Annotated in this window: 20 protein-coding genes and 1 CRISPR repeat array; of the genes, 2 read left to right on the plus strand and 18 right to left on the minus strand. The window is 30.0% G+C overall.

Features of this window, described 5'->3' with window-relative positions; translation table 11 throughout:
• Positions 1-16: 16 nt before the first annotated feature.
• The gene (locus V4762_RS02805) at positions 17-871 is read right to left on the minus strand and encodes a metallophosphoesterase family protein (RefSeq protein WP_347314259.1); all 855 of its coding nucleotides are present in this window, start codon (positions 869-871) and stop codon (positions 17-19) included.
• 112 nt (positions 872-983) lie between these two features.
• On the opposite strand from V4762_RS02805, the gene V4762_RS02810 reads away from it, so the two are divergent.
• Complete coding sequence (locus tag V4762_RS02810; protein ID WP_347314260.1) at positions 984-2,597, plus strand: DHA2 family efflux MFS transporter permease subunit; 1,614 nt, start codon at positions 984-986, stop codon at positions 2,595-2,597.
• A gap of 28 nt (positions 2,598-2,625) precedes the next feature.
• On the opposite strand, the gene V4762_RS02815 is transcribed toward V4762_RS02810, so the two are convergent.
• The 15 genes from V4762_RS02815 to cas6 form a co-directional block, all read right to left on the minus strand.
• Positions 2,626-3,366, minus strand: coding sequence for a hypothetical protein (locus V4762_RS02815; RefSeq protein ID WP_347314261.1), 741 nt, complete (start codon positions 3,364-3,366; stop codon positions 2,626-2,628).
• A gap of 116 nt (positions 3,367-3,482) precedes the next feature.
• The gene (locus tag V4762_RS02820) at positions 3,483-3,908 is read right to left on the minus strand and encodes a hypothetical protein (protein ID WP_347314262.1); all 426 of its coding nucleotides are present in this window, start codon (positions 3,906-3,908) and stop codon (positions 3,483-3,485) included.
• Complete coding sequence (locus V4762_RS02825) at positions 3,892-5,058, minus strand: RAMP superfamily CRISPR-associated protein (protein ID WP_347314263.1); 1,167 nt, start codon at positions 5,056-5,058, stop codon at positions 3,892-3,894. Before V4762_RS02825 ends, V4762_RS02820 begins: the two co-directional genes overlap by 17 nt.
• Positions 5,051-8,080 carry a CRISPR-associated protein Csx11 gene (locus V4762_RS02830; protein WP_347314264.1) on the minus strand — a complete coding sequence of 1,010 codons (3,030 nt, stop codon included), beginning with the start codon at positions 8,078-8,080 and terminating at the stop codon, positions 5,051-5,053. The genes V4762_RS02825 and V4762_RS02830 overlap by 8 nt, the downstream gene beginning before the upstream one ends.
• Positions 8,074-9,216, minus strand: coding sequence for an RAMP superfamily CRISPR-associated protein (locus tag V4762_RS02835; RefSeq protein ID WP_347314265.1), 1,143 nt, complete (start codon positions 9,214-9,216; stop codon positions 8,074-8,076). The genes V4762_RS02830 and V4762_RS02835 overlap by 7 nt, the downstream gene beginning before the upstream one ends.
• Entirely contained in the window at positions 9,209-9,457 is a 249-nt protein-coding gene (locus V4762_RS02840) for a hypothetical protein (RefSeq protein ID WP_347314266.1), read from the minus strand. Before V4762_RS02840 ends, V4762_RS02835 begins: the two co-directional genes overlap by 8 nt.
• Positions 9,458-9,632: 175 nt before the next feature.
• Entirely contained in the window at positions 9,633-10,217 is a 585-nt protein-coding gene (gene cmr1 / locus V4762_RS02845; RefSeq protein WP_347314267.1) for a type III-B CRISPR module RAMP protein Cmr1, read from the minus strand.
• A gap of 81 nt (positions 10,218-10,298) precedes the next feature.
• Positions 10,299-12,804: direct repeats of the CRISPR family, unit length 30 nt; unit sequence GTTTCAATTCCTCATAGGTATCGTAAAAAC.
• Positions 12,805-12,950: 146 nt separating this feature from the next.
• A complete protein-coding gene (gene cas2, locus V4762_RS02850) occupies positions 12,951-13,217 on the minus strand; it encodes a CRISPR-associated endonuclease Cas2 (protein WP_347314268.1) in 267 nt (88 codons plus the stop codon).
• The gene (gene cas1b, locus V4762_RS02855) at positions 13,217-14,212 is read right to left on the minus strand and encodes a type I-B CRISPR-associated endonuclease Cas1b (RefSeq protein WP_347314269.1); all 996 of its coding nucleotides are present in this window, start codon (positions 14,210-14,212) and stop codon (positions 13,217-13,219) included. The genes cas2 and cas1b overlap by 1 nt, the downstream gene beginning before the upstream one ends.
• An 8-nt stretch (positions 14,213-14,220) precedes the next feature.
• A complete protein-coding gene (gene cas4 / locus V4762_RS02860; RefSeq protein ID WP_347314270.1) occupies positions 14,221-14,718 on the minus strand; it encodes a CRISPR-associated protein Cas4 in 498 nt (165 codons plus the stop codon).
• Positions 14,719-14,727: 9 nt separating this feature from the next.
• Positions 14,728-16,962 carry a CRISPR-associated helicase Cas3' gene (gene cas3, locus V4762_RS02865; RefSeq protein WP_347314271.1) on the minus strand — a complete coding sequence of 745 codons (2,235 nt, stop codon included), beginning with the start codon at positions 16,960-16,962 and terminating at the stop codon, positions 14,728-14,730.
• Positions 16,963-17,009: 47 nt separating this feature from the next.
• Positions 17,010-17,738, minus strand: coding sequence for a type I-B CRISPR-associated protein Cas5b (gene cas5b / locus V4762_RS02870; RefSeq protein ID WP_347314272.1), 729 nt, complete (start codon positions 17,736-17,738; stop codon positions 17,010-17,012).
• A 4-nt stretch (positions 17,739-17,742) separates the two neighbouring features.
• Positions 17,743-18,690, minus strand: coding sequence for a type I-B CRISPR-associated protein Cas7/Csh2 (gene cas7b / locus V4762_RS02875; protein WP_347314273.1), 948 nt, complete (start codon positions 18,688-18,690; stop codon positions 17,743-17,745).
• A complete protein-coding gene (locus V4762_RS02880) occupies positions 18,690-20,495 on the minus strand; it encodes a TIGR02556 family CRISPR-associated protein (protein ID WP_347314274.1) in 1,806 nt (601 codons plus the stop codon). The genes cas7b and V4762_RS02880 overlap by 1 nt, the downstream gene beginning before the upstream one ends.
• Before the next feature lies 1 nt (position 20,496).
• On the minus strand, positions 20,497-21,279 hold the full coding sequence (gene cas6, locus V4762_RS02885; RefSeq protein ID WP_347314275.1) for a CRISPR-associated endoribonuclease Cas6: 783 nt from the start codon (positions 21,277-21,279) through the stop codon (positions 20,497-20,499).
• A 264-nt stretch (positions 21,280-21,543) separates the two neighbouring features.
• Here cas6 and V4762_RS02890 point away from each other — a divergent pair, with 264 nt between their 5' ends.
• On the plus strand, positions 21,544-22,356 hold the full coding sequence (locus V4762_RS02890; protein WP_347314276.1) for a sulfite exporter TauE/SafE family protein: 813 nt from the start codon (positions 21,544-21,546) through the stop codon (positions 22,354-22,356).
• A 137-nt stretch (positions 22,357-22,493) separates the two neighbouring features.
• On the opposite strand, the gene V4762_RS02895 is transcribed toward V4762_RS02890, so the two are convergent.
• Both V4762_RS02895 and V4762_RS02900 read right to left on the minus strand, forming a co-directional pair.
• Positions 22,494-22,706: a cold-shock protein gene (locus V4762_RS02895; protein WP_347314277.1), complete on the minus strand. Its 213-nt coding sequence runs from the start codon at positions 22,704-22,706 to the stop codon at positions 22,494-22,496.
• Between the two features lie 274 nt (positions 22,707-22,980).
• Positions 22,981-25,503, minus strand: coding sequence for an EAL domain-containing protein (locus V4762_RS02900; RefSeq protein WP_347314278.1), 2,523 nt, complete (start codon positions 25,501-25,503; stop codon positions 22,981-22,983).
• Positions 25,504-25,671 lie beyond the last annotated feature (168 nt).

A 25,671-nucleotide genomic window follows, 5' to 3' on the forward strand; every position in this document is an offset into this window, starting at 1 on the left:
AAATAGAATTTATTTGCTAAGTTAAAAGTTTATTAACATCGAAAAATCTTCGTAGCTGAAGCTCTTCCACAGAAACCTTGCCTTTGATAACCTTTACATGAAGTATGTTGTAAGAAGGATCTCCAAAATTCAAAGGGAAGATCTTGCCGCCTGCACCTCCAGAAATATAATAATTTATTCCGCCAATGACCTTGTGGTCGTAAAGATGAATGTGCCCCTGAAAAACCGAGTCTACCTGATGTGCAGATATTATATTTATCGCCTCTTTATCGCCTTTGTCATATGAGTGTATCCACCAATCACCATAAGATGGCGGCTCATGCATGGCCACGAATAGAATCTTGCGATCGTCAGAGAGCTCTTTATCCAAAAATTGCAGCTGATTTTCTTTCAATATACCCTCAGAATTATCCATACATACCAGTTTCAAGTTCAATCTATCCACACCAAGCGTATAATTCAGAGGTCCCATATAATTTTCATACAAAGCCTTGGTAGAATTTCTTACCTCATGATTTCCAATTATTGGAAAAATAGGAATATCGCCGAGCATATTGCACATGTTTAGAAAATCTTTGTATTCGAATTCGTAACCATCGTTTGTCATATCGCCTGTAAAAAGCACAAACAACGGATCATAAGATCTTGCAAGCTCAAATGCCCTTTTTAAAACTCTATCATTCCTATGGCTATCCCCCATCACTATAAAAGAAAAGTAATCATCACTAAAGAATTTAATCTTATTGTTAAGAAGTTCCAGAGACCTCAAATAAAGAGTGTCTTCCTGAGCAAAAAGCTTGGTAGGAAATTCAAGCAAAGATACAGATGCAAACAGACCAAAAGTTAATTTAACGAAATCTCTTCTATTCATGAAATTATTATACTATCTAAAAATTATATTTTGTTTAAAAAAATACGCTTTGAAATTATAAACAAAATATTTAACATTAAAACAAAAAATTGGTATAAAATATTTAAAAGAGGTGATAAAGTTGGGCTTTAGTCAGATAATGATAACTGTGGCTGTAATGATTTGTATTTTTATGTCCTCACTTGATATTAGCATCGTAAACGTAGCAATTCCTACCATTAGAGGTGCAATAGGAGTATCTATATCAGAAGCTACATGGATTTCTACTTCCTATATGCTTGCGAATGTAATAATAATGCCAGCAATTAACTTTCTTACATCAATGTTTGGCAAAACAAGGTGCTTTTTCGCAGGGGTATTGCTTTTTGGAATCGGTTCCTTTATGTGCGGATTTGCCTGGAATCTCGAGTCAATAATAATCTTTAGAGTTTTACAGGGAATCGGAGGAGGAGCCCTAATCCCACTCTCTCAGGCGATATTAAGAGAGACCTTCCCCCCGAATGAACAAGCCAAGGCAATGAGCTTCTTTGGAATAGGCATCGTACTTGGCCCTGGCTTAGGACCTACTATCGGGGGCTGGATTACTGATAATATCAGTTGGAACTGGATCTTTTATATAAACATTCCTTTTGTAATTATAGATTTAATCTTAATTTTTATATTCATATTGAACAAATCAGAAAAATTTTCAAAGGGGATCAAGATTGACTATTTCGGGCTCATTACAATGGCATTGGGTCTTGGTGCGCTGCAAGTAATGCTTGAGAAGGGGCAAGAAAATAACTGGTTTAGTTCTCAATTTATAGTAAATCTTGCCATTGTTGCGGCAATATCATTGATCCTATTTGCAATTAGAGAATTTACCTGTGAAAAACCCGCAGTTAATCTAAAATTATTGAAAAATTTTGGTTTTTCCAATCCCACAGTCATTCAGGGAATATTCGGAATGGGTCTATTTGCTGGACTATTTTTGGTCCCTATTTTATTTCAGGAATCACTAGGATACAGCGCTACCGAAGCAGGGATCGCTATGATACCCAGAAGTATTTCTATGGCTATGTTTATGCCTATTGCGGGAAAGCTTTACAATAGAACTGGACCAAAGAAAATGATAATGTTCGCTGCTGCTCTGATATCTCTTAGTTTCCTGCCTCTTAGCTTTATGAGCCTTGACACGTCAGCGTGGGATCTATTCTGGCCCCAGTTTGTTCAAGGCATCGCATTTGCATTTATATTCGTATCGCTAAGCACCGTAGCGCTTATGGCCCTTGACAGAAAAGATATCGTTTCAGGCGCTGGGATTTTCAATCTTGTAAGAGTGCTATGCGGGAGTATAGGCACAGCTGTTTTTGCCACAGAACTTGAAAACTATCAAATTATAAATAGAGCCTACCTTACAGAGCACATTGTAACAAACAGCCCATATACCGTTCAAGGTTTTATGACAAACCCAGCAACACTGCTAAGTCCTTTTACCACATCACCAGCAATAACCAATTTTTTTGCTGGAATGAATCAAGTGCTTATGATGCAGGGAGCAAGCGCAGCAGATCTTCAAAATAAAGCGTATGCAATGCTCAGCAATTTTGTAGACAGGCAGGCATTGATAATGTCATTTAACAACGTATTTTTTACACTTTGCCTGTTGTTTTGCATTGCATTCCTTTTAAGTTTATTTATAGTAGAAAAAAAGTCATCCTGGCATAGAGATGGGGAAAGTAAGTAAAAGTAAATTTTCAAATTATTTAATACAACTAAAAATTATTAAAAATAACTTTACCTTTCTTTAAATCTCCTAAAATATTATCTCTTTTAGTAATCTTAGTAATCTTACTTCCAACAGATAAGTAAAATTTTGCATCAGTCATCTTTGGCTTATTTTTAGTAAAATCAAACTCGCCCAGCAACTCAATTTCCCCTTCAAAGGTTATATCATTGCTAAAGGGTATAAAATATAAGCTATCTTTGTCTTTGGCTATTTTTACTTTATTATTTTCTATTTGGAAAACGGTATCATTACTATCTTTTAACTCTTTTTTATTAACAAGTTCTAATTCTCCATAACCATATCTAATATCAGCTCCTACATATATTTTTAAGCCTTTTTCGATAAAGTTTTCTATACGATCAGAATCTAAGTAAATAATTCCCATCCAGTAGAGATTATCTTTAAACCCTTTTCTCTTCAGTTTTTCATAAAAATCATTTTTGGGTCGTGGAAGCAAATAATCTATTTCATGAAGACTTTTGTCCTTTGCCTTTCTGCTCACAGGCTCTACTGCAGTCTGGACAAAAGTATCTACAAAGTATAATCTAAATTCTACCTCACTAAATTCTACCTCACTAAATTCTTCCAAATAAAATTCCCCACTTTTATATGATGGTTTTAAAAAATTACTTTCATTGAAAGCTGGGAAAAAATTAGAAATTCTTTCGAAACTCTTCTGAACTTCTTCTATATTTTGAAATCCATTTTTTCTTAGATAAGAATTCACCAAAGCTCCCCACATTATTTGGCCCGATATAAAGATATCTGTCTCTTTTAAAACTCCCCATTTCGATGAGCCTATATGAATTGGTTGATTTTGCTTAAAAACAAGTTTATACCAGCTCACTTCAAATCCTCCATTGCTTTTGCGTGATAGCGCGCATATATTAAAATTCTCTCAAGCACGTCTTTAAAGAAGAGAAGTTGATGCAGATCTGCCGATAGTAAAAGAAAGAACTTTTCAAAACTCTCTAAAACATCTTTTTCATTTTCACTGTTTTCTTTACATAAGAAATAGTCAGTATTTTCATTTTTTAAATTTTCCAAAATATTTTTAAAAATATTTTTTATAATATCTTCACAAAGGATGATACGCATTAATTTTACTGTATTAGAACCAATTTTAACATTTGTGTAAATCCACCAGGCATAAGCTCCATCAGTTGCTAAAACTCCTAGCATTTTATTTATTTCACTAGCATTAATTATTTTGTTATTTACAATTTCATAACTTATCTTATTTATAGTTGCTTCAAGATTGTTTTCCATTTTGTACTCCCCCACTTTGTGCTTCAGAATTCGATTTTAAATTAGTCAAGATCTTTAGCCTTCCAAATCCTCTTGTAGTCATTCCGCCTATTCCAAGAGTTTCATAATAGTGTTTCGAATCTTCAAGAGCCTCTTTTAACTGTTCTTTTGTTGGAAGGCAATTTAACCCCCCATCTATGCCGTTAAAAACAGATTTATCAAAAATTCTTATAGTTGAGTAAAATATTGTTCCTCTTGGAATAGCTTCTGATGTAAACAGAGCGCCTTCTTTTGCTGCTCCTGTTATTGGATCGATAGATACAGACGTCCTAACTTCAAGGTTTGAGTTTACTATCTGAGAATACAAATTTTCAGGAACTATTACAATATCTTTATTAGAAATAATATTATTAACATATACTTTATTTAAATTTATACTACAACTTTCAGCAATATATGGCAAATATAGCCATCCCAGGTTTATATAGCCACTTTTCTTGTCATCATATATATTCTCAACAACAACCTTAACTTGTCCATCATTATTATCTTTATTATCTTCTTTAACATCTAACGAAAACCCTACTTCCTTTAAAATTCTCTCAGTAGTTATCCATTTAGTTCCAGACATAGTAAATACAGGGAAAAATACAATCTGTAAATCAGAAAAGAATAACATTCCCTGCCAACTTATATCTTTTTTAGAAAATCCAAAACCCTTGCAAACTATACAATGTCCACAATGACCCGTTTTGCCTTCCTTATTTTTAGCATCTGGTGAATTCAATAATTCTTCTTGTGAAGTATTATCCTGCCCTGCACAGGTTATTTTTGCCACAACATTGCCACTAAATTTCAAACAGTCTTCCCCCTTGCAATCATTAGAATTACTTTTTTTAGTCCAATTATTTATTTTCTCTTCTAAAGTTTTCCCCTTGCAATTTTTAATTTCATTAAATTCAGGTTGCTTACCTCTAACTTTAGTTAAAAGTTCAAGTGCCATATAATATCTCCAAGTTCCAGCTAAAGAACTGCCAGGAATTTTTGGAAGCTTAGTAATTGGGTCTCTTACTATAGTATTGTCAACTCTACCTATAGTATATCCGCCTGTACCAATGTAAATAGGATCTGTAGCTATACTATAAACCTTGAGCTCTTCAACTTTACTCACCTTTAACCTCCTTTAACATTTTGTGCCAAAAATCAAACATATCCAAAAATAGATATAGATTTTTCTTATCCTCAAATTTTTTAATCAATTCATTATGGAAATTTGCTTCATTTAATTCAAATATCTCAGAAATTCTCTTTTTCATTACATCATTCTTATTTATTTCAAGAATATTTAAAAAAGAAGCAGCTATAAAAGAAGCATAATTTTCATTACAATCTTGAATTTTTTCATAAAGTAAACTAATTAGATTGTTTAATTTTGATGAATTTGACTTATCTTTAAAAAGTTCTTTAAATTTCTTAAATTTTCCCCAGTATATTTCTAAGTCATATGGTCTATTTGATTTTATTTCAAGTATTCTTTTTCCTTTTTCATCGTAAAAAATGTCATTTCGTCTGGTATTTGTATCCAAAAATTCGAAGTCAAAGGTATTTGGAATTATTGATACCTCTTCTTTTTCATCAAATTTATCAATACTCTTAATAGTTTCTTGCTTCTTCTTTGATTCTAAGAAATAAAACTTAAACCCTTTGTCGGCTTCTGTTTTACTTTTATACAACGAATAATAACTTTGTGTATTGTTCAGTAATTCTTCTGTTTTCTGACATTTTAATCTTTCTTTAATTTCAGAAGATTTTACAAATACTTCTAAGTTTTTTAAATCTTTATCTTTAACATCTCTTCTAACTTTTCTAAGCGCATTAATTCCAACATATAGCGGCTTTTTATAATCCTGCACTACTACTCCAATATGTAAAGGCAGTTTTCCGTACACAAATCTAAAATTTTCATCGTATTTTTTCATTACGATATCTATCAAATTTGGCACATATTCAGCAGGTATAATAAACTGCCAGCTTATAGGAGTCGGGTCAATTATCGACATATATGGTTGGTAATTTTCTTTATTATTATCATTCACCTTAAAAGTTCCAACACTTTCTTTAACATTAGGATATTTTTTTAACTTAAATTCTTTGTTTATTAAATCCTTATCATTAATATAAGATATTAAATAAATCTTTCTATCTATGACCCAAAAAATTGCTTCACCATCATAATACTCACCTTCCTGAAGGTTTTTGTCATTTTCTCGATAATACCTTATGCCTCTCTCGGGTGGAATACCTGCATAACTACATATGTTTCTTTCTATATCCTCAAAAAATTCTTTAGTACTCTCCCAAATTCTTCTTAACCTTGCAGGAGAAGGATTTTTCCTGAGAAGGAATTGAAGAATAAGAATAGAAAGAAATTCTATATTCTCGTCTGAAAGACTTTGCCATTTTATTTCTGCATTATCAAAATCAATTTTATTTTTCCTAGGCTTATTTTGAACAGAATCCCAATCATCTAATTTTTCATAAATAAATTTTTCCCATTTATCACCAATAGAGCGTTCAAGTAATAAACTTTCGATAATTTTATTGTCTTTGACCTTGAGTTTACCAAGAGCTATATCTGTATAATTTTTTAGAACAGTATCTGAAACTTTTTTATCTTGATTGTTTTTATAAATATTTATAAGATTACCAATTAGCTTTTTAACATCCTCTACAAAGTTAATGTCTTTTTGCAATACCATGCTACTCAGCATATCACCATTTAACCAATCATGAAGCTCAAACTTCATTGTTACCAAAGCGACTCTCTTGTTTTTATCCTTTAATTCATCCATCCAGATAGTCTCTTTACTTGTATCTTCAAACCATTTGCTAATTCTGCCCACTGTTTTCTCTTTATAACAAACGTTGCAAATATTTTTGTTTTCATCATCTTTTATATCTGATTCAAATACAGGCCTTTGCCTACAAATCTGACATATTCCTATTGCCCGATCACTTCCAGATTTTTCTATAAATTTGTCTTTATCTTTTTTACTCCAATCTGTCTTTAAAAAGTTCTCCCTTGCACTTTCAAGAAGATAACATAGATTCATAAGCCCTCTGGAATTCTTAGTAAGAAAAATGGCAGGATAGAACTCATCAAGAGTTTTTTCTTTGAAAATATTTAATATTTTTTCCTTTATATCTCTTAAGTCATTTTTTAACGTAGCTAATTTACTATTATCTTCAGAATCCTCCCCTAAATCTTCTCCAACTAAAAAATATATTCCTGTTTCATCGCGATAAATCTCATTGCCAACAGGATATTCATATTCCAGAAGATTTTTTATTTCATTGTCTATCTCTCTTGCTATGTCTCTGTACCACTGTATTTGCTGAGGCTTAAAACCTCTTTCAGCAAACCCAAGTTTATCATATTGTATTCCCAGAATACGCCATTTTATATCAGACGGATTATTTTTGTATTCTTCTACTTTTGATGGTTCCATGCACAATTGAGCTAATACTGCCTTAAACATAGTAGCGCTCATATATGCCTGATCCCATAGAGTAACATCATTTACAGGAAAACGCGAATCGCTTAAAAGATTGGAATACCACTCTTTAATTTCATCAAAAATAAATTCTCTTATTTCTCTCCATTCTGGATTACTGTAGTAATTGTTACATGAAAGGAAGTTATGAAGCTTATTGTAAAAGCAAACTCTTGCGTCATCAAGATTTTGTAGTTCTACATTTTTCTTAAAAGATCCAAAAGCGTTTGAAATCCATAAATTGCCTTTTAGTTGCTCTTTTGGCGATCCTTTATCTATACCAGAATTTATATTTTCGCAACCACGGAAGAAAATTTTCTTAATAAAATCTGAAGAACTTTTGTCACCTTTCATTATTTCTTTAAATTTAAGCTTTAAACTAGATATAAAATTTAGATCTATTTGCGTCGCATCTATAAAATCTTTTAGTTGTATATCAGTGTTTTTAAGTTCTCCGTCTAAAAAATTATCAACATAATCTTTGTAACTTGACCATTTATAATTTGAATTGGAGAAAAATGGTCTCCAAGGTGAAAATCCAACATGTGTTTTCCCTAAGTTAAATAACAATGTTCCTATCTCAGCTTTTAAAATATCATCTCTATATTTTTTTAAATTTTCCAAATTTAACTCTAACATTTTTTCCACCCCATTTTTTCAATAGTTACAATGGACTCAACATCTCCATTAATACAATAATACTTTTCGTTATCTATTATCTCAAAAGTTCCCCAACCAAGCTTTGTCTTAGCTCCTATCCCATTTTCCGATACCCTTTCAATTGCTGACATAAGGTTTTCTAAATCCTTTTTTGCTTCGTCTTTTATCTCATTATCTGCTTTTAAAACCGCATCAAAAGGAACATAAATAATTTGCAAGATACCTTTTGTTTCCTTTGGAACTACTTCATAAAAAATGGGCTGAGTTCCTGCCCTTTTTCTTCTATCATGAGGATTTATAACTTCTAAAGAAAGCTTGTCAAAATATGTAGGATAAAATATTGCCCTACCTTTATGTGTTTGAAATTCAATTGGAAGATTTTTGTTGTCTTTTTGATGTTTTTCAGATATTTTTTCACAAAGAATATTTTTAAGTTCTTCATATGATTTTTTACTCTTAATTTCGTCTATAAGATCTTTGTCTATTTTCATCCCAAGTTCAAATAACATAAATTCCAGAATCTTTTCTTTAAACTGCTCTATATCACTACTATTCTCTTTTAAATATTCTTCTATCCCTTTTATATTTTCAGAACCTGCCCCAAAAATTCTTAAGTAGCTGTTAATGATTTCTCTTTTTCCATCCAAGTTATCCTTTTCATTAATTAATTCTTTAAACGATCCTGCTAAGGCCCCTTTCCACCCTGAACCCCTTATCATTGGAACTTTAAAAGCCTTATCCTTTAAGCAAGAATTTTGAATTATATAATATTCATCGTCATCTTTAGAAAAATAAGGCTGTTTTAGTTTAAATTCTGCCCGAATTATAAATGAATAAATGGGAAGTTTTTTTATAAATTTTTTTAAACTATTATTTTCTCTATTGTCAATAGATATAAAGTTTGAAATTTCTTTTGCAGTTTGAAATTCTTTAGTAGGTACAGGAAACTTTTTTTTACATTTAATCTTCTCACAAAACCCTTTAACTTCATCGGATTTCTTTCTTAAATCTTTAAATTTCAATTCTAAATAATATCTTGCCTCTGTCTCATTATTTATAAAAGAATTAAAATTTTCAATAGCTTCTGCAAATGCGTCATATTTAACATTACCCATTTAAATTACCCTGTCCTTCTGTAAATTTAAACAATAACTCTTTATATTTATCAAATATCTCCTTCTTTAATGGTTCGTTATAATCGAATGGATTATTAAAATTTATTAAATAAACCGAATCATTATCCCCTAGTAAATTAGATACATATATACGTGATGCTGCTTTTTGCTCCCCAAAGTTTTCTTTTCTAAGACACTTGTCTTCACTCTTCCTTAAAAAGTATTTAAAATTAAATCCCAATACCTTTTTTTGGTTGTTATATTTAACTTTTTCTATTTTGTGGACACGAATTATATCATTGTAGTCGCTAATATTTCTTTTATTTTCATTTTTATCACCTTCAACTTTAATATTTACTAATCCGAAGCCAAAAGAAAGTTTACCCCCAATTAAAATTGGCTTATCTTTATAAAAATCAAAAAAAATCAGATAAATATTTTTTCTGCCAATATTCAGTTGTTCTAATCAATAATTTTATATTTTTAAACAAAATTATTTCCGAATTGTTATTTTCAAAAAGATTCTTTTTAATCCAGAACTTTGTATTAACTTTAATACTATCACTACTTGGAAAGTTGAAATCTAATTCATTAAGTCTAAGTTTTTCTTCATAAGAATCAATCTTTTTTACTTCAATTCTACTCTTCCAACCTGTAAATCCAAATAAACGAGACGGAATAGGTAAACCTAATTCTTTTAATGATTGATCTAACATTTCATCAAAGCTTTTATCATCATTATTGTTCTTTAAGTGATTTTTTAAAATTTGATTTAACGTACGACCAATTTTTGGGTCTTCGAGTTCACTTAAGTTATCGATGACAACATTGTCACTATTTAAATTTTCTGTTTTACCATTTTTAACAGTTTTCCAATATACTACAAACCAAAATCTCAAACTCCCCATTAAAGATGACGGCCTGATTTCTTTTGATTCACCCCAGGCATCTCCCGTCCACACAGGAGTAATTGTCTCAAATTCTACTTTTATCTCTTTCATTTTTCACCCCACACAATCCCAGTTTTAAGTATTTTATCATTTTTAGAATAATTTTTTAACTTAGTTTTTAAAAAACTTCATGTTTCAATTCCTCATAGGTATCGTAAAAACTTGACCGTTGCTTTTTTTAACGATAAATATAATGTGTACACGTTTCAATTCCTCATAGGTATCGTAAAAACTAGCCAAAGTAGTTTGTTGAAATCATTTCGTAATTCATGTTTCAATTCCTCATAGGTATCGTAAAAACAATGTAATAAACATGAAGGGCGTGTTTGCTAATTGCTAGTTTCAATTCCTCATAGGTATCGTAAAAACTCGAAAGAAATCACAGAAGATTTTAATTTGATTTGGTTTCAATTCCTCATAGGTATCGTAAAAACTCGAAAGAAATCACAGAAGATTTTAATTTGATTTGGTTTCAATTCCTCATAGGTATCGTAAAAACAAATTAGGGATCTCCGAACAGGAGAATATTTATTGTAGTTTCAATTCCTCATAGGTATCGTAAAAACCGAAATAGCCTGGGTCTTCAGGGTCAAGAATGAAAACATGTTTCAATTCCTCATAGGTATCGTAAAAACCTTAATAGAGTTAATGTTTATTTTGAAGTATAGACATGTTTCAATTCCTCATAGGTATCGTAAAAACCTATTGGGAACATCAATACAGCTTTATCCCATACGAGTTTCAATTCCTCATAGGTATCGTAAAAACCTTAATAGAGTTAATGTTTATTTTGAAGTATAGACATGTTTCAATTCCTCATAGGTATCGTAAAAACCTCTTTTTTGAGGAGTATTTGTACTGGCGTGATGTGAGTTTCAATTCCTCATAGGTATCGTAAAAACCCTTTATCCCTAAATTCCTTCAAGGCTGGGACATCAAGTTTCAATTCCTCATAGGTATCGTAAAAACCATCAATGAGCAACCAATTAGCTGTGTCTGCATGCCGTTTCAATTCCTCATAGGTATCGTAAAAACTGAGTGGGTGTGTATGTATACATCAAACCGCACTCTGTTTCAATTCCTCATAGGTATCGTAAAAACACAAAGATCAAAGAAGCTTTCCTCACGTGGGAAAGCTGTTTCAATTCCTCATAGGTATCGTAAAAACTTTAGTACAATTATATATTTTCTTTATATTTTCTATAGTTTCAATTCCTCATAGGTATCGTAAAAACTGGGATATCTGATTTTGCAAGACAACACGAACTATCTAGTTTCAATTCCTCATAGGTATCGTAAAAACTAAATCCATCTTCATCCACATCTATCCTGGATGCCCTGTTTCAATTCCTCATAGGTATCGTAAAAACTATATTAATCGAAATCATCATAACCTTCTTCATACTCGTTTCAATTCCTCATAGGTATCGTAAAAACTTTTTGCGCATCTTCTTTTGCTTTATCTGTTTTCCCATGTTTCAATTCCTCATAGGTATCGTAAAAACCGTAAAATCTCTTGCTGGGACACTTGATTTATTTTGGTTTCAATTCCTCATAGGTATCGTAAAAACTGAACGTGTATAAAGCCAAATAACGTTTAGACTATGTTTCAATTCCTCATAGGTATCGTAAAAACAAAGATTTTTACGCTTCCATTTCTGAAGACATACTGTTTCAATTCCTCATAGGTATCGTAAAAACTGCAACAATAAGATCATCAATTGTTTCAAATTTTCTGTTTCAATTCCTCATAGGTATCGTAAAAACAGTATTTCAGATTATTTAAATAAACACAAAAAATAGTTTCAATTCCTCATAGGTATCGTAAAAACCTTGCGGAAAAGAAAGCACAGGCAAAACAAGAAAAGAGTTTCAATTCCTCATAGGTATCGTAAAAACCATCTGATCTTCGCTCACTCTTTCCGAGTGAGCGTAGTTTCAATTCCTCATAGGTATCGTAAAAACTATTTTAGTACTACGCACAATATTATTTTTACACTCGTTTCAATTCCTCATAGGTATCGTAAAAACTCAAAAATATTCCCAGAAGTAGTTGATTATAGATACAGGTTTCAATTCCTCATAGGTATCGTAAAAACTTTGTATTTTTCTTTGTATTTTTCTTTGTATTTTTTAGTTTCAATTCCTCATAGGTATCGTAAAAACTATTACAATCAAAACCTAAACAACCTGGATCAATTGGAGTTTCAATTCCTCATAGGTATCGTAAAAACCATAACAAAATCTTTATTGGTTTTTGCCCCTTTTGTAGTTTCAATTCCTCATAGGTATCGTAAAAACTTATATTTTGTTGCCCATTGAATGTTATTTGGTTTCTGTTTCAATTCCTCATAGGTATCGTAAAAACCCATAATCCATATTTCGTTCTCCTTTCAAAAAACATGTTTCAATTCCTCATAGGTATCGTAAAAACATATCATTTGAGCCATTGCTTTGTTATATGCATCTTGGTTTCAATTCCTCATAGGTATCGTAAAAACAGAAGGGAGATGACGATGAGTTAATTATTCTTGGGGAGTGTTTCAATTCCTCATAGGTATCGTAAAAACAGAGTTACTTAATTTGCTTAGACATGAGCTTGTTATCCGTTTCAATTCCTCATAGGTATCGTAAAAACCACTAGACTTAACTAAGTATTTTAGCATACTAAACATGAAATTCCAAGCTTAACATAATAAAAAAGCTGAATATTTATGCTTTTATTTTAAAAGAGATTCTGTCTATATATCATATATTTGTCATTATTTGGAATCGACAGATAAATTAAATAAAATTAATATCTGATTTCTTATCCTTTCCTACGACGATTCTATCTGTATATCTTTGAGATTCGAACTTATAAATAATTAAGCTATCGCCTTCTTCTTCATTTACAATCTTTGCTAAAACAGAAATCAATCTTTTAAGTTGTGACTCAGTTAAATTCCCTTCAAAAACTGAGTTTTGGACCCACTGCAAATATGCTCTGCACTTTTTTAACATCTTTGAACATCGTTTTTCGCTTACATCATAGTACAAGATTATAAACATTACCAATCCATAACAAATGGCTTATATTCATAATATTCCATAAGAAACTTTTCAATCTTATAGCATTCTAATCTTATTAATCTTCTGTAACTAACTTCTCTTTTTAAAGTTGAATGTTTTATTGTCTGATTCAATCTTTCCTGTAATACTTCTAAAAACTTTCTACAACCTGATGGTTTCAAAATAATTCCATTTAAATTATTATCAAAATCTTTACTGTCAATTATTCCTTTGTTCAAAACAGCAAATATGGTTCTATCACCAATTACTGGTTTAAATATTTCTGCTATATCCAGATTCAGAGAGAACCTTCTGAAATTAGTTGCATGCAAAAAACCCATTCGTGGGTCTAGATGAGTTTGATATATCTCAGAAAGGCAATAGGTATATATCAAAGAATTAGAAAAGCTAATCAAAGCATTTAAGTAATCTTTAGGAGGTTTTTTCGTGCGTTTTTCAAACGTAAAATCGCTATTATTAATAATATTTTTAAACGCACCATAATAAGATTGTTTTATTTTTCCCTCAACATGCATCAATGTCTCAATACTTTCCTGACACTCAATTTCTTGTAAATAACTTTCAATTTCTTCGATAATACTACTTAAATTCTGCCCCCTTCTATTGTAATATTTAAGTATTTTCAAAGAATTTTTCGCTGCACCTTCTACAAAGCATCTTGCAATCTTGAGCCTTTTATTAATTGCTTCATACGCTAATGCCTGTTTTAGTATCATGTACCCAGAGTTATAATGCTCCCGAGGGTAAAAACTGCCTATGTAGTAATCATAAAAATTAAAAAAGTGAACAATTATTTCTTTTGTTGTTAAAAATTCTAATATTCTTTTGTTAAAATCTACTTCACCAAATACAAAAATTTCTTTTATATTCTCTACTGGTAAAAACTTATTAGTTCCATCTTCGCTTTCAAAAAATAAAGTATTATCTTTTCTTTGAATTCTACCGCTATTAAAAATATAAATAGTCTCTTTCATTTTATTAACTACACAAAGCAAAATTCATAGTGTGCACATTTTGAACAGTATTTAATTCTCTTTACTAAGGGTGAATTTTCAGAATTTAAAACTTCTATAATTTCACGAATTCTCTTCTCGATATAATCAATATCTGAAGAGTTCAAAGTAATTTCTAAGCTCTTTTTTTCAAGCGGTATTTTTATCATTCCCTTAATTTCTACTCCTTTTAATCTAAGAAGATACATATAATATTTCAGTTGTTCAATCCCCGATTGCATAGTGGCTGAAGACTTCTTTATTTCAGCTACAAAATATTTTCCATCTTTAAGCGTTATCATATCAATCTTGGCAGATAAATCAGGAATATATATCTCTTTTCTCTCTCTAGAAAATGATTCTTCGCTTATAAGTCTGCCTATATCAAGGTAAGTAAATTCCTGATCAGCAACCATCTGACGAGACATCAGCCATGCCTGCCTTTGACAGATAAGAAATGCATTATAAATTGATGGAGAAATCAACATTTGATACTCTTACAAAAAATTTTCATTAGTATCAACTATAAATCCAACATCATCTTTATAAAGCATTTGAACGAGATCTTTACTTAAAATCTTAAAACTGCCCATTTCATCAAATGATTGATATGAATATTTTGCATCATTACTTAGCATGGGCAGACTAATAACATATTGATAAAATTGACTCTTTATTTGTAAAAACTTTTTCTTTCTTTCAAATGGATCTTCTATCTCACGTATTTCTTTAAATTTATCTAAAATTTTAGAAGCATTAATATCTTTTTCTATAAATAAGCTATAAGAAGGCAGATCATCAATAAGTTTAAATTTCTCCTTAATACCTTTATATTCAAGTTTTTCAATACTATTAATTAATTCACTAGATTCATTTGTTGAAGAGTTATTTTTTAACTTTTGATAATAGCTATCAATGATATCATTTAAACTACATTCATCTAACTTTTCAACTTTTTCAAAAATTGACAAGGTAGTATCTAACAATAAGCCATGATAAATATACTCACAATCGTATTTATTAGCATGATTTTTTAATCTGAAAACATAAACGCTACCTTTTGGTTTTCTACAATGTCTATTGCATCTTCCAGCAGCCTGAATTATATTATCAAGGGGCGCAAAGTCTCTATATACTATATCAAAATCAATATCAACTCCAGCCTCCACTAATTGAGTTGTAATTAATATTTTACGTCCTGAAAAATTTTTAATCAGATTAATTACTGCAAATCTATCAATTGGCAAAACTCTTGATGAAAGAAAAAATATATTATGGTTAACAAATATTTCTTTTAATTTAAAGAAAAAATCTCTTGCACTTTTAATAGTATTAAAAATAAACATAAAATCTTTATCTGGATTATCTATGATATGAGTCTTTACTATTGGTAAAAGTTCATCCAAATATAATCCATCAAGAATGATTTTGTTTATAGAATATCTATTAAAAATAGAAAAATATTTTTTACGATTACCCTTACCAATTAAATTACAGATCTTATCCTTTTCAAAAATCATAGGCATTGTAGCTGTCAAGATAATAATCTTACAATTAAGTGTTTCTGCCAGATTAGTTAAAAGAAAGTTTGCAAGCATCCAATATCTATAAGGTAAGGTTTGAATTTCATCTAAAATTATCACAGAATTAGAAATGTTATGAAATTTTCGCAAGATAGAATTTCCATTTGAAAGCATTGAATAAAAAATCTGCCAAAAGGTGGTTACTATAAATGGTTTATCCCAATTTTCAATTATAAATTGCGCTTTATCAGCATCCAGATAACCATCAGAAAGTTTTACTTTTATCTCTGCAAGATTATGGTGGACATTTAATATATTTTCGGATTCATAGCCATATAGGTTTTTGACGACGTCAGCAGTTTGTTCAACTATAGATGTAAAAGGCAAAGCATAGATTATTCTTTTTATAGAATTATCACTGTTTAATATTTGTAAAGCCGTATTTACGGCAGTAAGAGTTTTACCAAATCCTGTTGGTAAATTAAGAGAAAAAATAGATTGATCTAAATTGGATAGCAAAGTATTTTCTACAAGATTATAAGCCTCTTCTCTAATGATGTTTATCTTACTATCAACAATAAAATTTGCTTTCTTATAGCTATAGACAACACTGGTATCGATGCTGGTTGCACATTCGAAAGGTTTTTCAAAAATTACATCATTTTTATCAGCATATGTAAGTATCGAAAACATCAAATTATTTACAAAATACCAAACAACATTCCATTCAATAGAATCATAGGCATCATATAGTTCATCGTCTATACAATTTTTTACATCTGAAAACTCTGGATGCAGTTCATTAAAATCATGCCAAATTATAACATCCCATTGTTTTTCTAAAACCCTCCACTTTTTTGTATCTACAACTAACATATCATTAAAATTATCCATATCCCCATGATGTTTTAAAATACAGATAAAAACCAAGCACGCTAATCTTATATCTTTAGACTTAAATTTTTTATATGCTATATATCCTGCAAAAATAGCAGATAAAAGAGAGTGATTTCTTAATTCCCCATAGGAGCATTTTTGGTTATCTACAGAACACTGAAGATATTCTTGAAAATATTTTGTAGATTTACCAAAATCATGATACCAAAGAGCAATTTCCAGAGCTTCCTTAAAATCATCCGCATCAATTGGTAACTTTAATAAGATTTTAGAATCAAATACACTTAAACCAATTTTCTTAACGTTATTCAAATGATCTATTAGGTATTTTTTAGGATGAGAAAAACATTTATATTCCATCAGTATAAAATAATGTTGTTTTTAAGCTCTTTAATAAAAACATAATCTTTAGGCTTTGCAGAAATTGTTTGTCCATTCATCTCTATTAAAAAATAATCAGCTTTTAATAGCTCTCTTTCGGAAGAAAGTTCTACAGGCATATTGAGTTTAATATATTTTCTATTTTCAATTAATAATTTAATATCTTCAATTAATTCAATGCTAGATATGGGTAAAAGAGAATTTATCTCAACAAAATCATCTGGTTTACTATTTGTAAATCCATCATATATACCAATCAGAGCAAAATTTGCAAGCAATTCACTTATTCCTAGCGATATGGTATAAACTGATTTGTGATCTTTTAACATATCATATAAACTATAGATTTTGCTATCTTCCGATTGACAATATATTCTATATTTAGGATTTTTTAAAAGTTCCAGCCTAATTTGTGTTCTTGAAGATTTTTTTGGATTTAAGCTCACAAAATCATGTGCTACCTTTACATTAATAAAATTTTCTACCATACGAATTTTTGATATTGGATTCACTGCTGAGACACTAAATTGCCATTTTTTATCATTAAAATACTTTAAATATTCATCTTTATCCAAACCTAAAATTGCCCCCACAATACCATAAAGAGTTGGTTTTGGCGGCACAGGAAAACTAATGGGTGACGTGGTGGTAAAAGGTACCTTAAAATGCCCATAATCAGCCCATATATCAAAAACAACTATTTTCATAATACTAACCTAAATTTGGAAGTTCAATCCATTTTTGAGGTATTTCACAACTCAATCTTAATTTATCATCTATTTTATAATAAACATTACTAACTTTTGTCGAATTTTCTAAGACTTTTACTAATTCCGAAATATCTAAAGTAAAATCAGATAAACTTCTGATAGCAAATTCATTTGTAAAATCTTTAATTTTCAACATCTTATCTAAGTCCCCAATAAAATATCCTTTTTCGTTATAATCAACTTTCAACAAAAAACGCGGCATCTGACCAAATTTTGAACGCGATATCAAATTTTTCGTTCCATTCCACATAGCATCAATCAATTCATTGGAATCATCTTCGCTCATATTAGTTTTTCTTGCAGCAGTTTCATTAATAATACCGTAAAAAGTTATAAAAGAATATGGCAAAACATATTCCTCTCTAAATGTAGCCTGGCCCTTACCTGCCTTTGATGCAAATGCACCAGTACCTTTTAGATATTTAACATCAATTTTATTTAAAGACCTGCCAATTTTAAATTGAACAGGACCCGTAAAGGTGATGGAATTACTTTTATTATCAAGTTCTTCTCGAGATTCATCATTCTTTTTTCCTTTTTCACGTTCTTTAAGAGGAATTACGCCTCCAAATAATCTTACATCAATGCATTGTTCTAATACTTTCTCTTGATTTTCCCCAAAATCCCTCGCCCTTTCTTTTGCATCTTGTATACCCCCTTCTTTACTAGGCAATTCTCTAACAAAAATATCTTTCCCATTTGTCCCATCATATCCTTTATATTCAATAAGATAATCCCTAATTGTTCGCTTTAGTCTAACGTCAGTAACAATATTTATCTTTGTCTCTTCATCTATTCTAGGTCTATTCTCATCTGCAGGATCACCATTTGGATTTGCATCTGTAACATCGTAACAAAATAAAAGCTCGCTTTTTTTATCTAAAATCATCAGTTTTCCTCCAAGTTTTCTTCATTTTTTTTAAATTTCTTCTCTAAAACCATACCTAATGTAAAATAATAGCTTAATTCATCAACTGAATACCTTGAAAAATCACTATTCATAAGATAAGATCCAATAATTTCTTCTAATTTTTTGTAATAGTTTTCATCATATTCTTCTAGTTTATTTATTGCTTCACTAAATATCTTTTTTGCTATTTTTTCATCGATCTTTAAACCATTAAGTTTTTTTCTAAATGGTTTAGAGTTCCGATCGCGGTATTGTATGTTAAGTAACCTCTGGATTAGTACGCCTTCTAAAAAAAGTGCTTTTTTTGTGCTGTCATCAAAAATAGGATAATGTTTAAAAAAACTCTCATAATTTTCATTTGATTCATTCACATTAAACCTCCTTCTAATTAAAATATTAATTTCTTCCAGATACAATAAAATTTTAAAGGATTTTAAGGTAAAGATAGATAACGTAAAAAAATTATCTGAATTCAAAAATATTTGTCTGAATTTTTGCATAAATCTACTAAAAAGAAAATCAACGTCAATGCCCTGACCAATAAAAATATTGTTTAATATTTCAAGGAAAGCTTTATCAAATCCTCCATCAAATTTGTTGTTTGGGAAAAACTCTCTAATAAATGTAAATGAGAAATCAAATTTTACCTCATCATTCTTAGTAGACATAGAGTCAAATATACCGATAGGGTCCCTTTTAAAATCATCAACTGCATACATTGCATCAACTAATTGTTTCAATCTTGTAGGAGCAATTTCTTGGATATAAAGCAATATATTAAAAGCACTCTGAGAAACTTTATAAAAAACAAAATTAAAATTAACAAGATTATTCTCAGCTGACAATTTTTTTATAATGCTTTTTTCTGCTTTATATGTGGTTCCTGAATCATTCGAAAGGGTAAAATTCTTAAAATCTTTAGATATCTTATTTAATAACGTTTTTAACATTGATTTATCTGGATAAATCAGTTCAGGTATTAAATAATAATCAAATCCACAAAACTTGTAATTTAAATTATCTTGAATATATTTTTTTGCCCTTTCAAGAACTTCCACACAACCTGGACATACAGGATAGTTTTTCCATGCAAGACCTTGATCAAAGCCGCCAGTTACAAAGCTTCTTTTGTCAACTGTATAGAAATTATAAGTGTTAACAAAACCCCAAACTTCTGTAGCTTTTTGTCCACATACGTAACAGAGCTTATTTTTCGCCTTACTTTGGGTATTATATTTAGAATAATAATCTTTATATTTATTTTCTTTGCTAATAAATGGTTTTTTAAATACGTGCATATCACCTACATAATACATATTATCTTGATCTACAAATTGAAGAGTAATAGCCTTTGATTTTTTAGAGTTATTTAAATTATTTTCTACATAACTTTTAATTTTATCCAGATTAGAGCTTATTTCGGTATGTAATTTATTAACAAAATTTAAATCGTCTGGTTCTAACTTATTATTCTTTTTAAAATCATCAAAAAATCTCATATATTTCTTGAAAGCTTTATCAATGGATTTAGGATCAATTCTAGTAGTAGGTGTAAGATCTGTCTGATTACCCTTTCTTCCTTTGAAAAAATATTTCATCTTTTTATCCTGGCTGTATTCTTCATATTGAGTTTCTTTAAAAATAGGGTTATTTTTATCCGAATAATCAAAAATAATCTTAAAAATTAAGTCGTATTTATCACTTTTACCAATTTCATCAATAAACTCATCCAATTCGCTTTTCTCTTCCAAAACACTTCCTATAGCAAAAAGAGCTTCTATCATTTCATCCTCTCTTTAAATCTAAATTATTAACAACTTCAACAAATCCAAGCCCCTGTGAATTTCTACTACCTAAACCAGCATCTAAAATAAACTTTAGAAATTCAGGTTCTCCTTTTAAGTTATATATTCCCTTCCAACCCTTAATTATTGTCTTGTTATTATCTTTTACAAAATATCGAATTGTCTCATATGAATTATCCTTAAACAGTGGTTTTATTTCAAGGTTGTATTCGCATTCACTTTTAAAGTAGGCGCTCCATTTTTTCCTTGCATTTTGATTGATCAAGTAAGAAAATTCTTTTTCAAATGGAGAATAATAATATGTTTTTCTTGATTTACTTTCATTCACAAAGGTAGAGTGAACTTCGATTGGGGTCAAAGCTTTTATTTTTATTTCATTAGAAGTAAAAGAATCCTTAGACAGACTATTCAGAACGCTAACTTCTTCAAGTTGTAATAGATTATCTCCCAATCTAAATACGTCTCCTTTGAAAGAATTAATAGCAATCTGTTTTAAAATCCATTCAACTGGTGAACTAATAATAAAACTCATTTTCGAATCAAAGGAAATAGTATGTAAAGATCTATTAAAAACTCCTCGTTCAATTATTTCAGAAAAAGTAAATAGCCTAAATTGTCTTTTCTCAAACATAAATCCCCCATCATGTAATTTCTTTGCATCAATATAATCTAACAAATTATATATGAGCCCTTGTATAAGAGAATTATATCCAGAACTAAGAACTATAAAATTATTAGAAATAAATTTTAGTCTTATCCTCACCGCATTCCCCTTAAGTTTTATATTTATTAAAGCACAATACATAAAATTAATCAATAATATGCCAAATTAAAATATAACTTACTGCTTAATACTATTTTATCTTTAAAAACCACAATAAAATAAACTTTCTATAATACTAAAATACCATATTTTAAGCAATTTCGGTATCTTTTCAAAAACCTATTAATGGTTTAAAATATTATTTATGATTAATGATATAAAATATATAAGTATAAAAACAAATAGTTTAAGAAAGTTAAATATATGCATATAATGCCAATTGTATTTAGTAGTATTGTTGTTTTGTCCTTTTCCATGATAGTTGCCATCATAGGCAATATTATAGGCATTGGCGGTGGCGTCATGCTGCTGCCCTTTTTTATTTTCTATCTACATCTAAACTCTATAGCTGCTAGCGGATTAAGTCTTTTTACAATTATCTTGAGCACTATTGGCGGCACATTCGCTTTTATTAGACAAAAAACAATTAATTACAAATTATTTCTTATTATAATTAGTTTGATCATTCCAGGTGTAATAATTGGTTCAATTGTTAACAAATTTGTAAACACTCAAGAATTTAAAGAGATTTTGCCTATATGGGTGATTTCTATCGGAACATTTTCTTTGATCACTGCGAAAAAGCAACCTCTAAAAAAGATGGACAGTTCTGAGAACGAATCCATAAAACACAACAAGCTCACAAGGATAGTATCGTTTATTTCAGGCTTTGTTTCTGGTTTTTTTGGCGTTGGCATAGGTGGAGTAATGGGAACTTATTTGGTAGCAGTAGAAGAAATTTCTGCAAGAATAGCCTTTTCAACATTGATCATGGTAATGACTATTACCTCATTATTCGGTTTCTTAGTGCACTATGAAAGCGCAGGATTGAATTTTACATCCTGGATAATGTATTTAATTCCTCTTTCTTTAGGCGCAATTTTAGGTTCACAAATAGGCGCATACATTTCAAAAGTATCTAATATAAAAACGCTCAGACTATATCAGGGTTATGTAATACTGTCTTTAGGAATTTCTTTACTCATAGTTAACTTATTGAATATTATAAAAATTTGATTTTTTAAAATAGTGCTTCAAGAAAAAAGCAATCTAAACCCATCCATTTATAAAAATAATTCAAAATATATTTGATAAAAAAAAACGCCCACTATCGAAAGTAAAGCATTCAATAGTGGGCTTAATTTTAAGAGATATTATAACGCTTTAACGTTGACTGCTCTTAATTTTTTTGAGTTCTTAGGATCTGCTTCGATATCGAAAGTGACTTGCTGACCTTCGTTTAGCGATTTAAATCCATCTGAAACTATTGCAGAAAAATGCACGAATACATCTTCGCCACCATCTGCATTGGAAATAAAACCAAAACCTTTTTCTGCATTAAACCATTTTACCGTACCTTTATTCATCTTGACCTCCTAAAATAATACAACCTAATAATAACCAAAAAACCCACGCATTTTTGTAAATAAAAATGCAAGAATTAACCTACAAAAATACGTGAGTTTAATTAGCATATATTTAGTCTATTTATACGATACCATGTAGAAATAGTTTTGTCAACTACCAAAATTACATTTGTGTTACCTGACACTGATTTCATCCCCTAAGAAGACAGTAATTTTATTACTATGATGAAAGAGCTTTTTGATCGTACTAGGTTCACAAATTAGTAAATATATTTTATATTAAAATTTTTTCATTGGTTAATACAAAATCTTCAAAGACATCCTGAGGAAGTGGCTTAGAAAAGAGAAAGCCCTGGAAATAGTCGCATCCAATATCTTTCAGTATTTCAAACTGCTCCACTGTTTCCACACCTTCGGCTATGCTTTTTATATTTAATTTCTTTGAAAGAAACACTATTGTTTCAATAACGTTCTTTGTGTGCTCATCTAAAATATTTCTTACAAAAGAGATGTCAATTTTAAGATAGTCTATCTTTAGCTTAGATATATATGAAAGAGAAGAATATCCTGTACCAAAATCATCTAACATAAAACGAATTCCGCTATCCGTAAGTTTCTCTATCAAATCTTGTGTATATTGTAGGTCTTCCATAAATATTCTCTCAATAATCTCAATTCTTATCATGCCCGGATCTATGTTATACTTTCTAATCTTCGAGCTTAAAATGTCAGCAATATTGTCCCTTTTAAGAGTTTTATATGAAAAGTTCACCGATAGCGGGACCCTAATTTCATTTAAAGATAATTTTGAGATTGTCTGTAGGGCCAAATCAAAAACAAACTCTTCAACGTCCATTATTAACCCGGTCTGTTCAAGAAAGGGTATAAATTTCATGGGGAGTATAACTTCATCTTTCTTTTTCCATCGAAGCAAACTTTCTGCACCCACAATATTAAGGTCTTTATCCACATAGGGCTGGTAGTACAATACAAATTCTTTATTTAATATTGCTTTTTCTAGATCATTTCTTAAAACTAGCTTTTCTTTAGCCTTAGAGCCAAATTCTCTTCTGAAAAAGCCTATAGAGTTATCCTCTCTAATCCTTGCATCTAAAAGCGCTATTAATGCTCTGTCAACCAATTTTGCTGCAGTTTCTCCATCTTTAGGATAAATACCAATCCCAATATTAAATGATACAGAAATTGCCTGATCATCGACATCATAACTTTTAGTAAGGACATCTAATAAACCATAGGCAAGATTTAATATCCCATCTTCTGAATTTACATTATTCACAAAAACTGCAAATCTATCTGATTCGAGTTTTGCTATAGCATTATTAACTCCAAAAAAAGACTTCAATCTCTGAGCAATTTGCATTAAAACTAAATTGCCCTTATCGAAACCAAAAGCTTGATTTATAACAGTGAAATTTAAAGGATTAATTTTTATGATAAAAGAGATGGGCTTTTCAGGTAAGAACTTTTTAATAAATGAATCAATCTCATTGTAAAATGAAATCCTGTTTAAAAGGCCTGTTAGCGCATCAAAATAATTTCCTGATACGTCTTTTGCAAGGGATACATATTTTTGAATTCTGTTTCCAATCATAATTGGAACAATTATCGTATCAAGATAAAACAAAGATCCGTCTTTTCTTTTATTTATGAACTTGCAATAAAATATTAACCCCTGTTCAAGAGTTTTCCACATGTCTATATAAAAATCAGCATCATGAAACCCTGATTCTAATATATTTATATTGCTCCCAATAAGATCGTCTTTGGAATAACCAGAAATTTTTACAACTGCATCATTTACATATAATATCTTCCCTCGCTTATTCGTCACAAGAAACCATTCATGGGCATTCTCAACTGCTTTCTGTAGTAAAGTTAAGTTATTTTGATACTCTATCTTCCCAATAGCAAACGATATGTCAGTTTGAACTTCTTTTAGTAAGCGAATGGTTTCATCGGTAAAAGAGAGCCTCATAGAATCAAGTATCGCAATTATATATTTAACTTTATTATCTTTAAGAATGGGTATAGAACAGATTGAAAACGCATTTATTTCTGTATAATAATCTTGCCAATACTTCAAGTCTTCATTCTTCATTACATCAGATATAACAACCACATTTCCAGTATGATACGCTCTTGATACCGAACCCTTGCCATATGGAGTATCTGGATCGACACCTACAGTAACCCTTTTAAAAGCCAAGGTTTGTTCTTTTGTCTGAGATTTTATAAATTTTATTTTTAGAAGCTTAGTTTTCTCATCAATATACCCAACGCTTGCAATAGCGTATCCCACATCTTTAACAAGAATCCTGCATATAGACTCTAGCAAGGTATCTTCCTTGTCTTCTCTGACAATCAGCTGGTTTATCTGAGTAAGTGCGTAAAAAAGCTTTTCGATTGACTTTTCCTTCGTCTTGTCAAGGACTATCACCAGTCCAGATGGCTTTTCGTTATAGTTAATCGTATATGCAGATATTTGCACAGGTAATAAACCATTTTTACATTTATAATAATGATTTTCTATCTCTATCGAGAAAAATTCCCCATTAAGTCTTCTATTTGCATATTCTATAACTTCTTCTTTGTGGTCAGCTAACAGATCATAAAAGCTCATTTTTAAAAGCTCTTCAGTATCATAACCCACAATCTGAGAAAATCTACTGTTTGCAAAAACTATAATGCCATTTTCCTGATAAATATAAACACCAAATATGTTTGAGTTAAAAAAATTATTTAATATCTCATCACATATTAATTTTTTTACCCCCAAAGTCTTTTAATTTAAAAGTAGAATGTTTTAATATTATTTATTCACTTTACCAAAATTATTAATATATTACAATCGTTTAAATGAATTGCTAATTGATATTCCGCATTAAGATATCATTTAGACATGAGTTTTTCATTGCCACAAACATATTTCGACTCTCTTGATAGC

This window comes from Thermodesulfobium sp. 4217-1 (genome assembly GCF_039822205.1).
In the GTDB taxonomy this organism is placed as follows: domain Bacteria; phylum Thermodesulfobiota; class Thermodesulfobiia; order Thermodesulfobiales; family Thermodesulfobiaceae; genus Thermodesulfobium.

What these genes read in the sequence shown, in the direction of transcription:
- V4762_RS02830 (WP_347314264.1), bottom strand. Translation starts at nt 8,080, where the DNA reads ATGTTAGAGTTAAATTTGGAAAATTTAAAAAAATATAGAGATGATATT.
- cas2 (WP_347314268.1), bottom strand. Translation starts at nt 13,217, where the DNA reads ATGTTTATAATCTTGTACTATGATGTAAGCGAAAAACGATGTTCAAAG.
- cas4 (WP_347314270.1), bottom strand. Translation starts at nt 14,718, where the DNA reads ATGTTGATTTCTCCATCAATTTATAATGCATTTCTTATCTGTCAAAGG.
- V4762_RS02880 (WP_347314274.1), bottom strand. Translation starts at nt 20,495, where the DNA reads ATGATAGAAGCTCTTTTTGCTATAGGAAGTGTTTTGGAAGAGAAAAGC.
- V4762_RS02805 (WP_347314259.1), bottom strand. Translation starts at nt 871, where the DNA reads ATGAATAGAAGAGATTTCGTTAAATTAACTTTTGGTCTGTTTGCATCT.
- V4762_RS02890 (WP_347314276.1), top strand. Translation starts at nt 21,544, where the DNA reads ATGCATATAATGCCAATTGTATTTAGTAGTATTGTTGTTTTGTCCTTT.
- V4762_RS02835 (WP_347314265.1), bottom strand. Translation starts at nt 9,216, where the DNA reads ATGGGTAATGTTAAATATGACGCATTTGCAGAAGCTATTGAAAATTTT.
- cas1b (WP_347314269.1), bottom strand. Translation starts at nt 14,212, where the DNA reads ATGAAAGAGACTATTTATATTTTTAATAGCGGTAGAATTCAAAGAAAA.
- V4762_RS02895 (WP_347314277.1), bottom strand. Translation starts at nt 22,706, where the DNA reads ATGAATAAAGGTACGGTAAAATGGTTTAATGCAGAAAAAGGTTTTGGT.
- cas5b (WP_347314272.1), bottom strand. Translation starts at nt 17,738, where the DNA reads ATGAAAATAGTTGTTTTTGATATATGGGCTGATTATGGGCATTTTAAG.
- cmr1 (WP_347314267.1), bottom strand. Translation starts at nt 10,217, where the DNA reads ATGAAAGAGATAAAAGTAGAATTTGAGACAATTACTCCTGTGTGGACG.
- V4762_RS02820 (WP_347314262.1), bottom strand. Translation starts at nt 3,908, where the DNA reads ATGGAAAACAATCTTGAAGCAACTATAAATAAGATAAGTTATGAAATT.
- cas7b (WP_347314273.1), bottom strand. Translation starts at nt 18,690, where the DNA reads ATGATTTTAGATAAAAAAAGCGAGCTTTTATTTTGTTACGATGTTACA.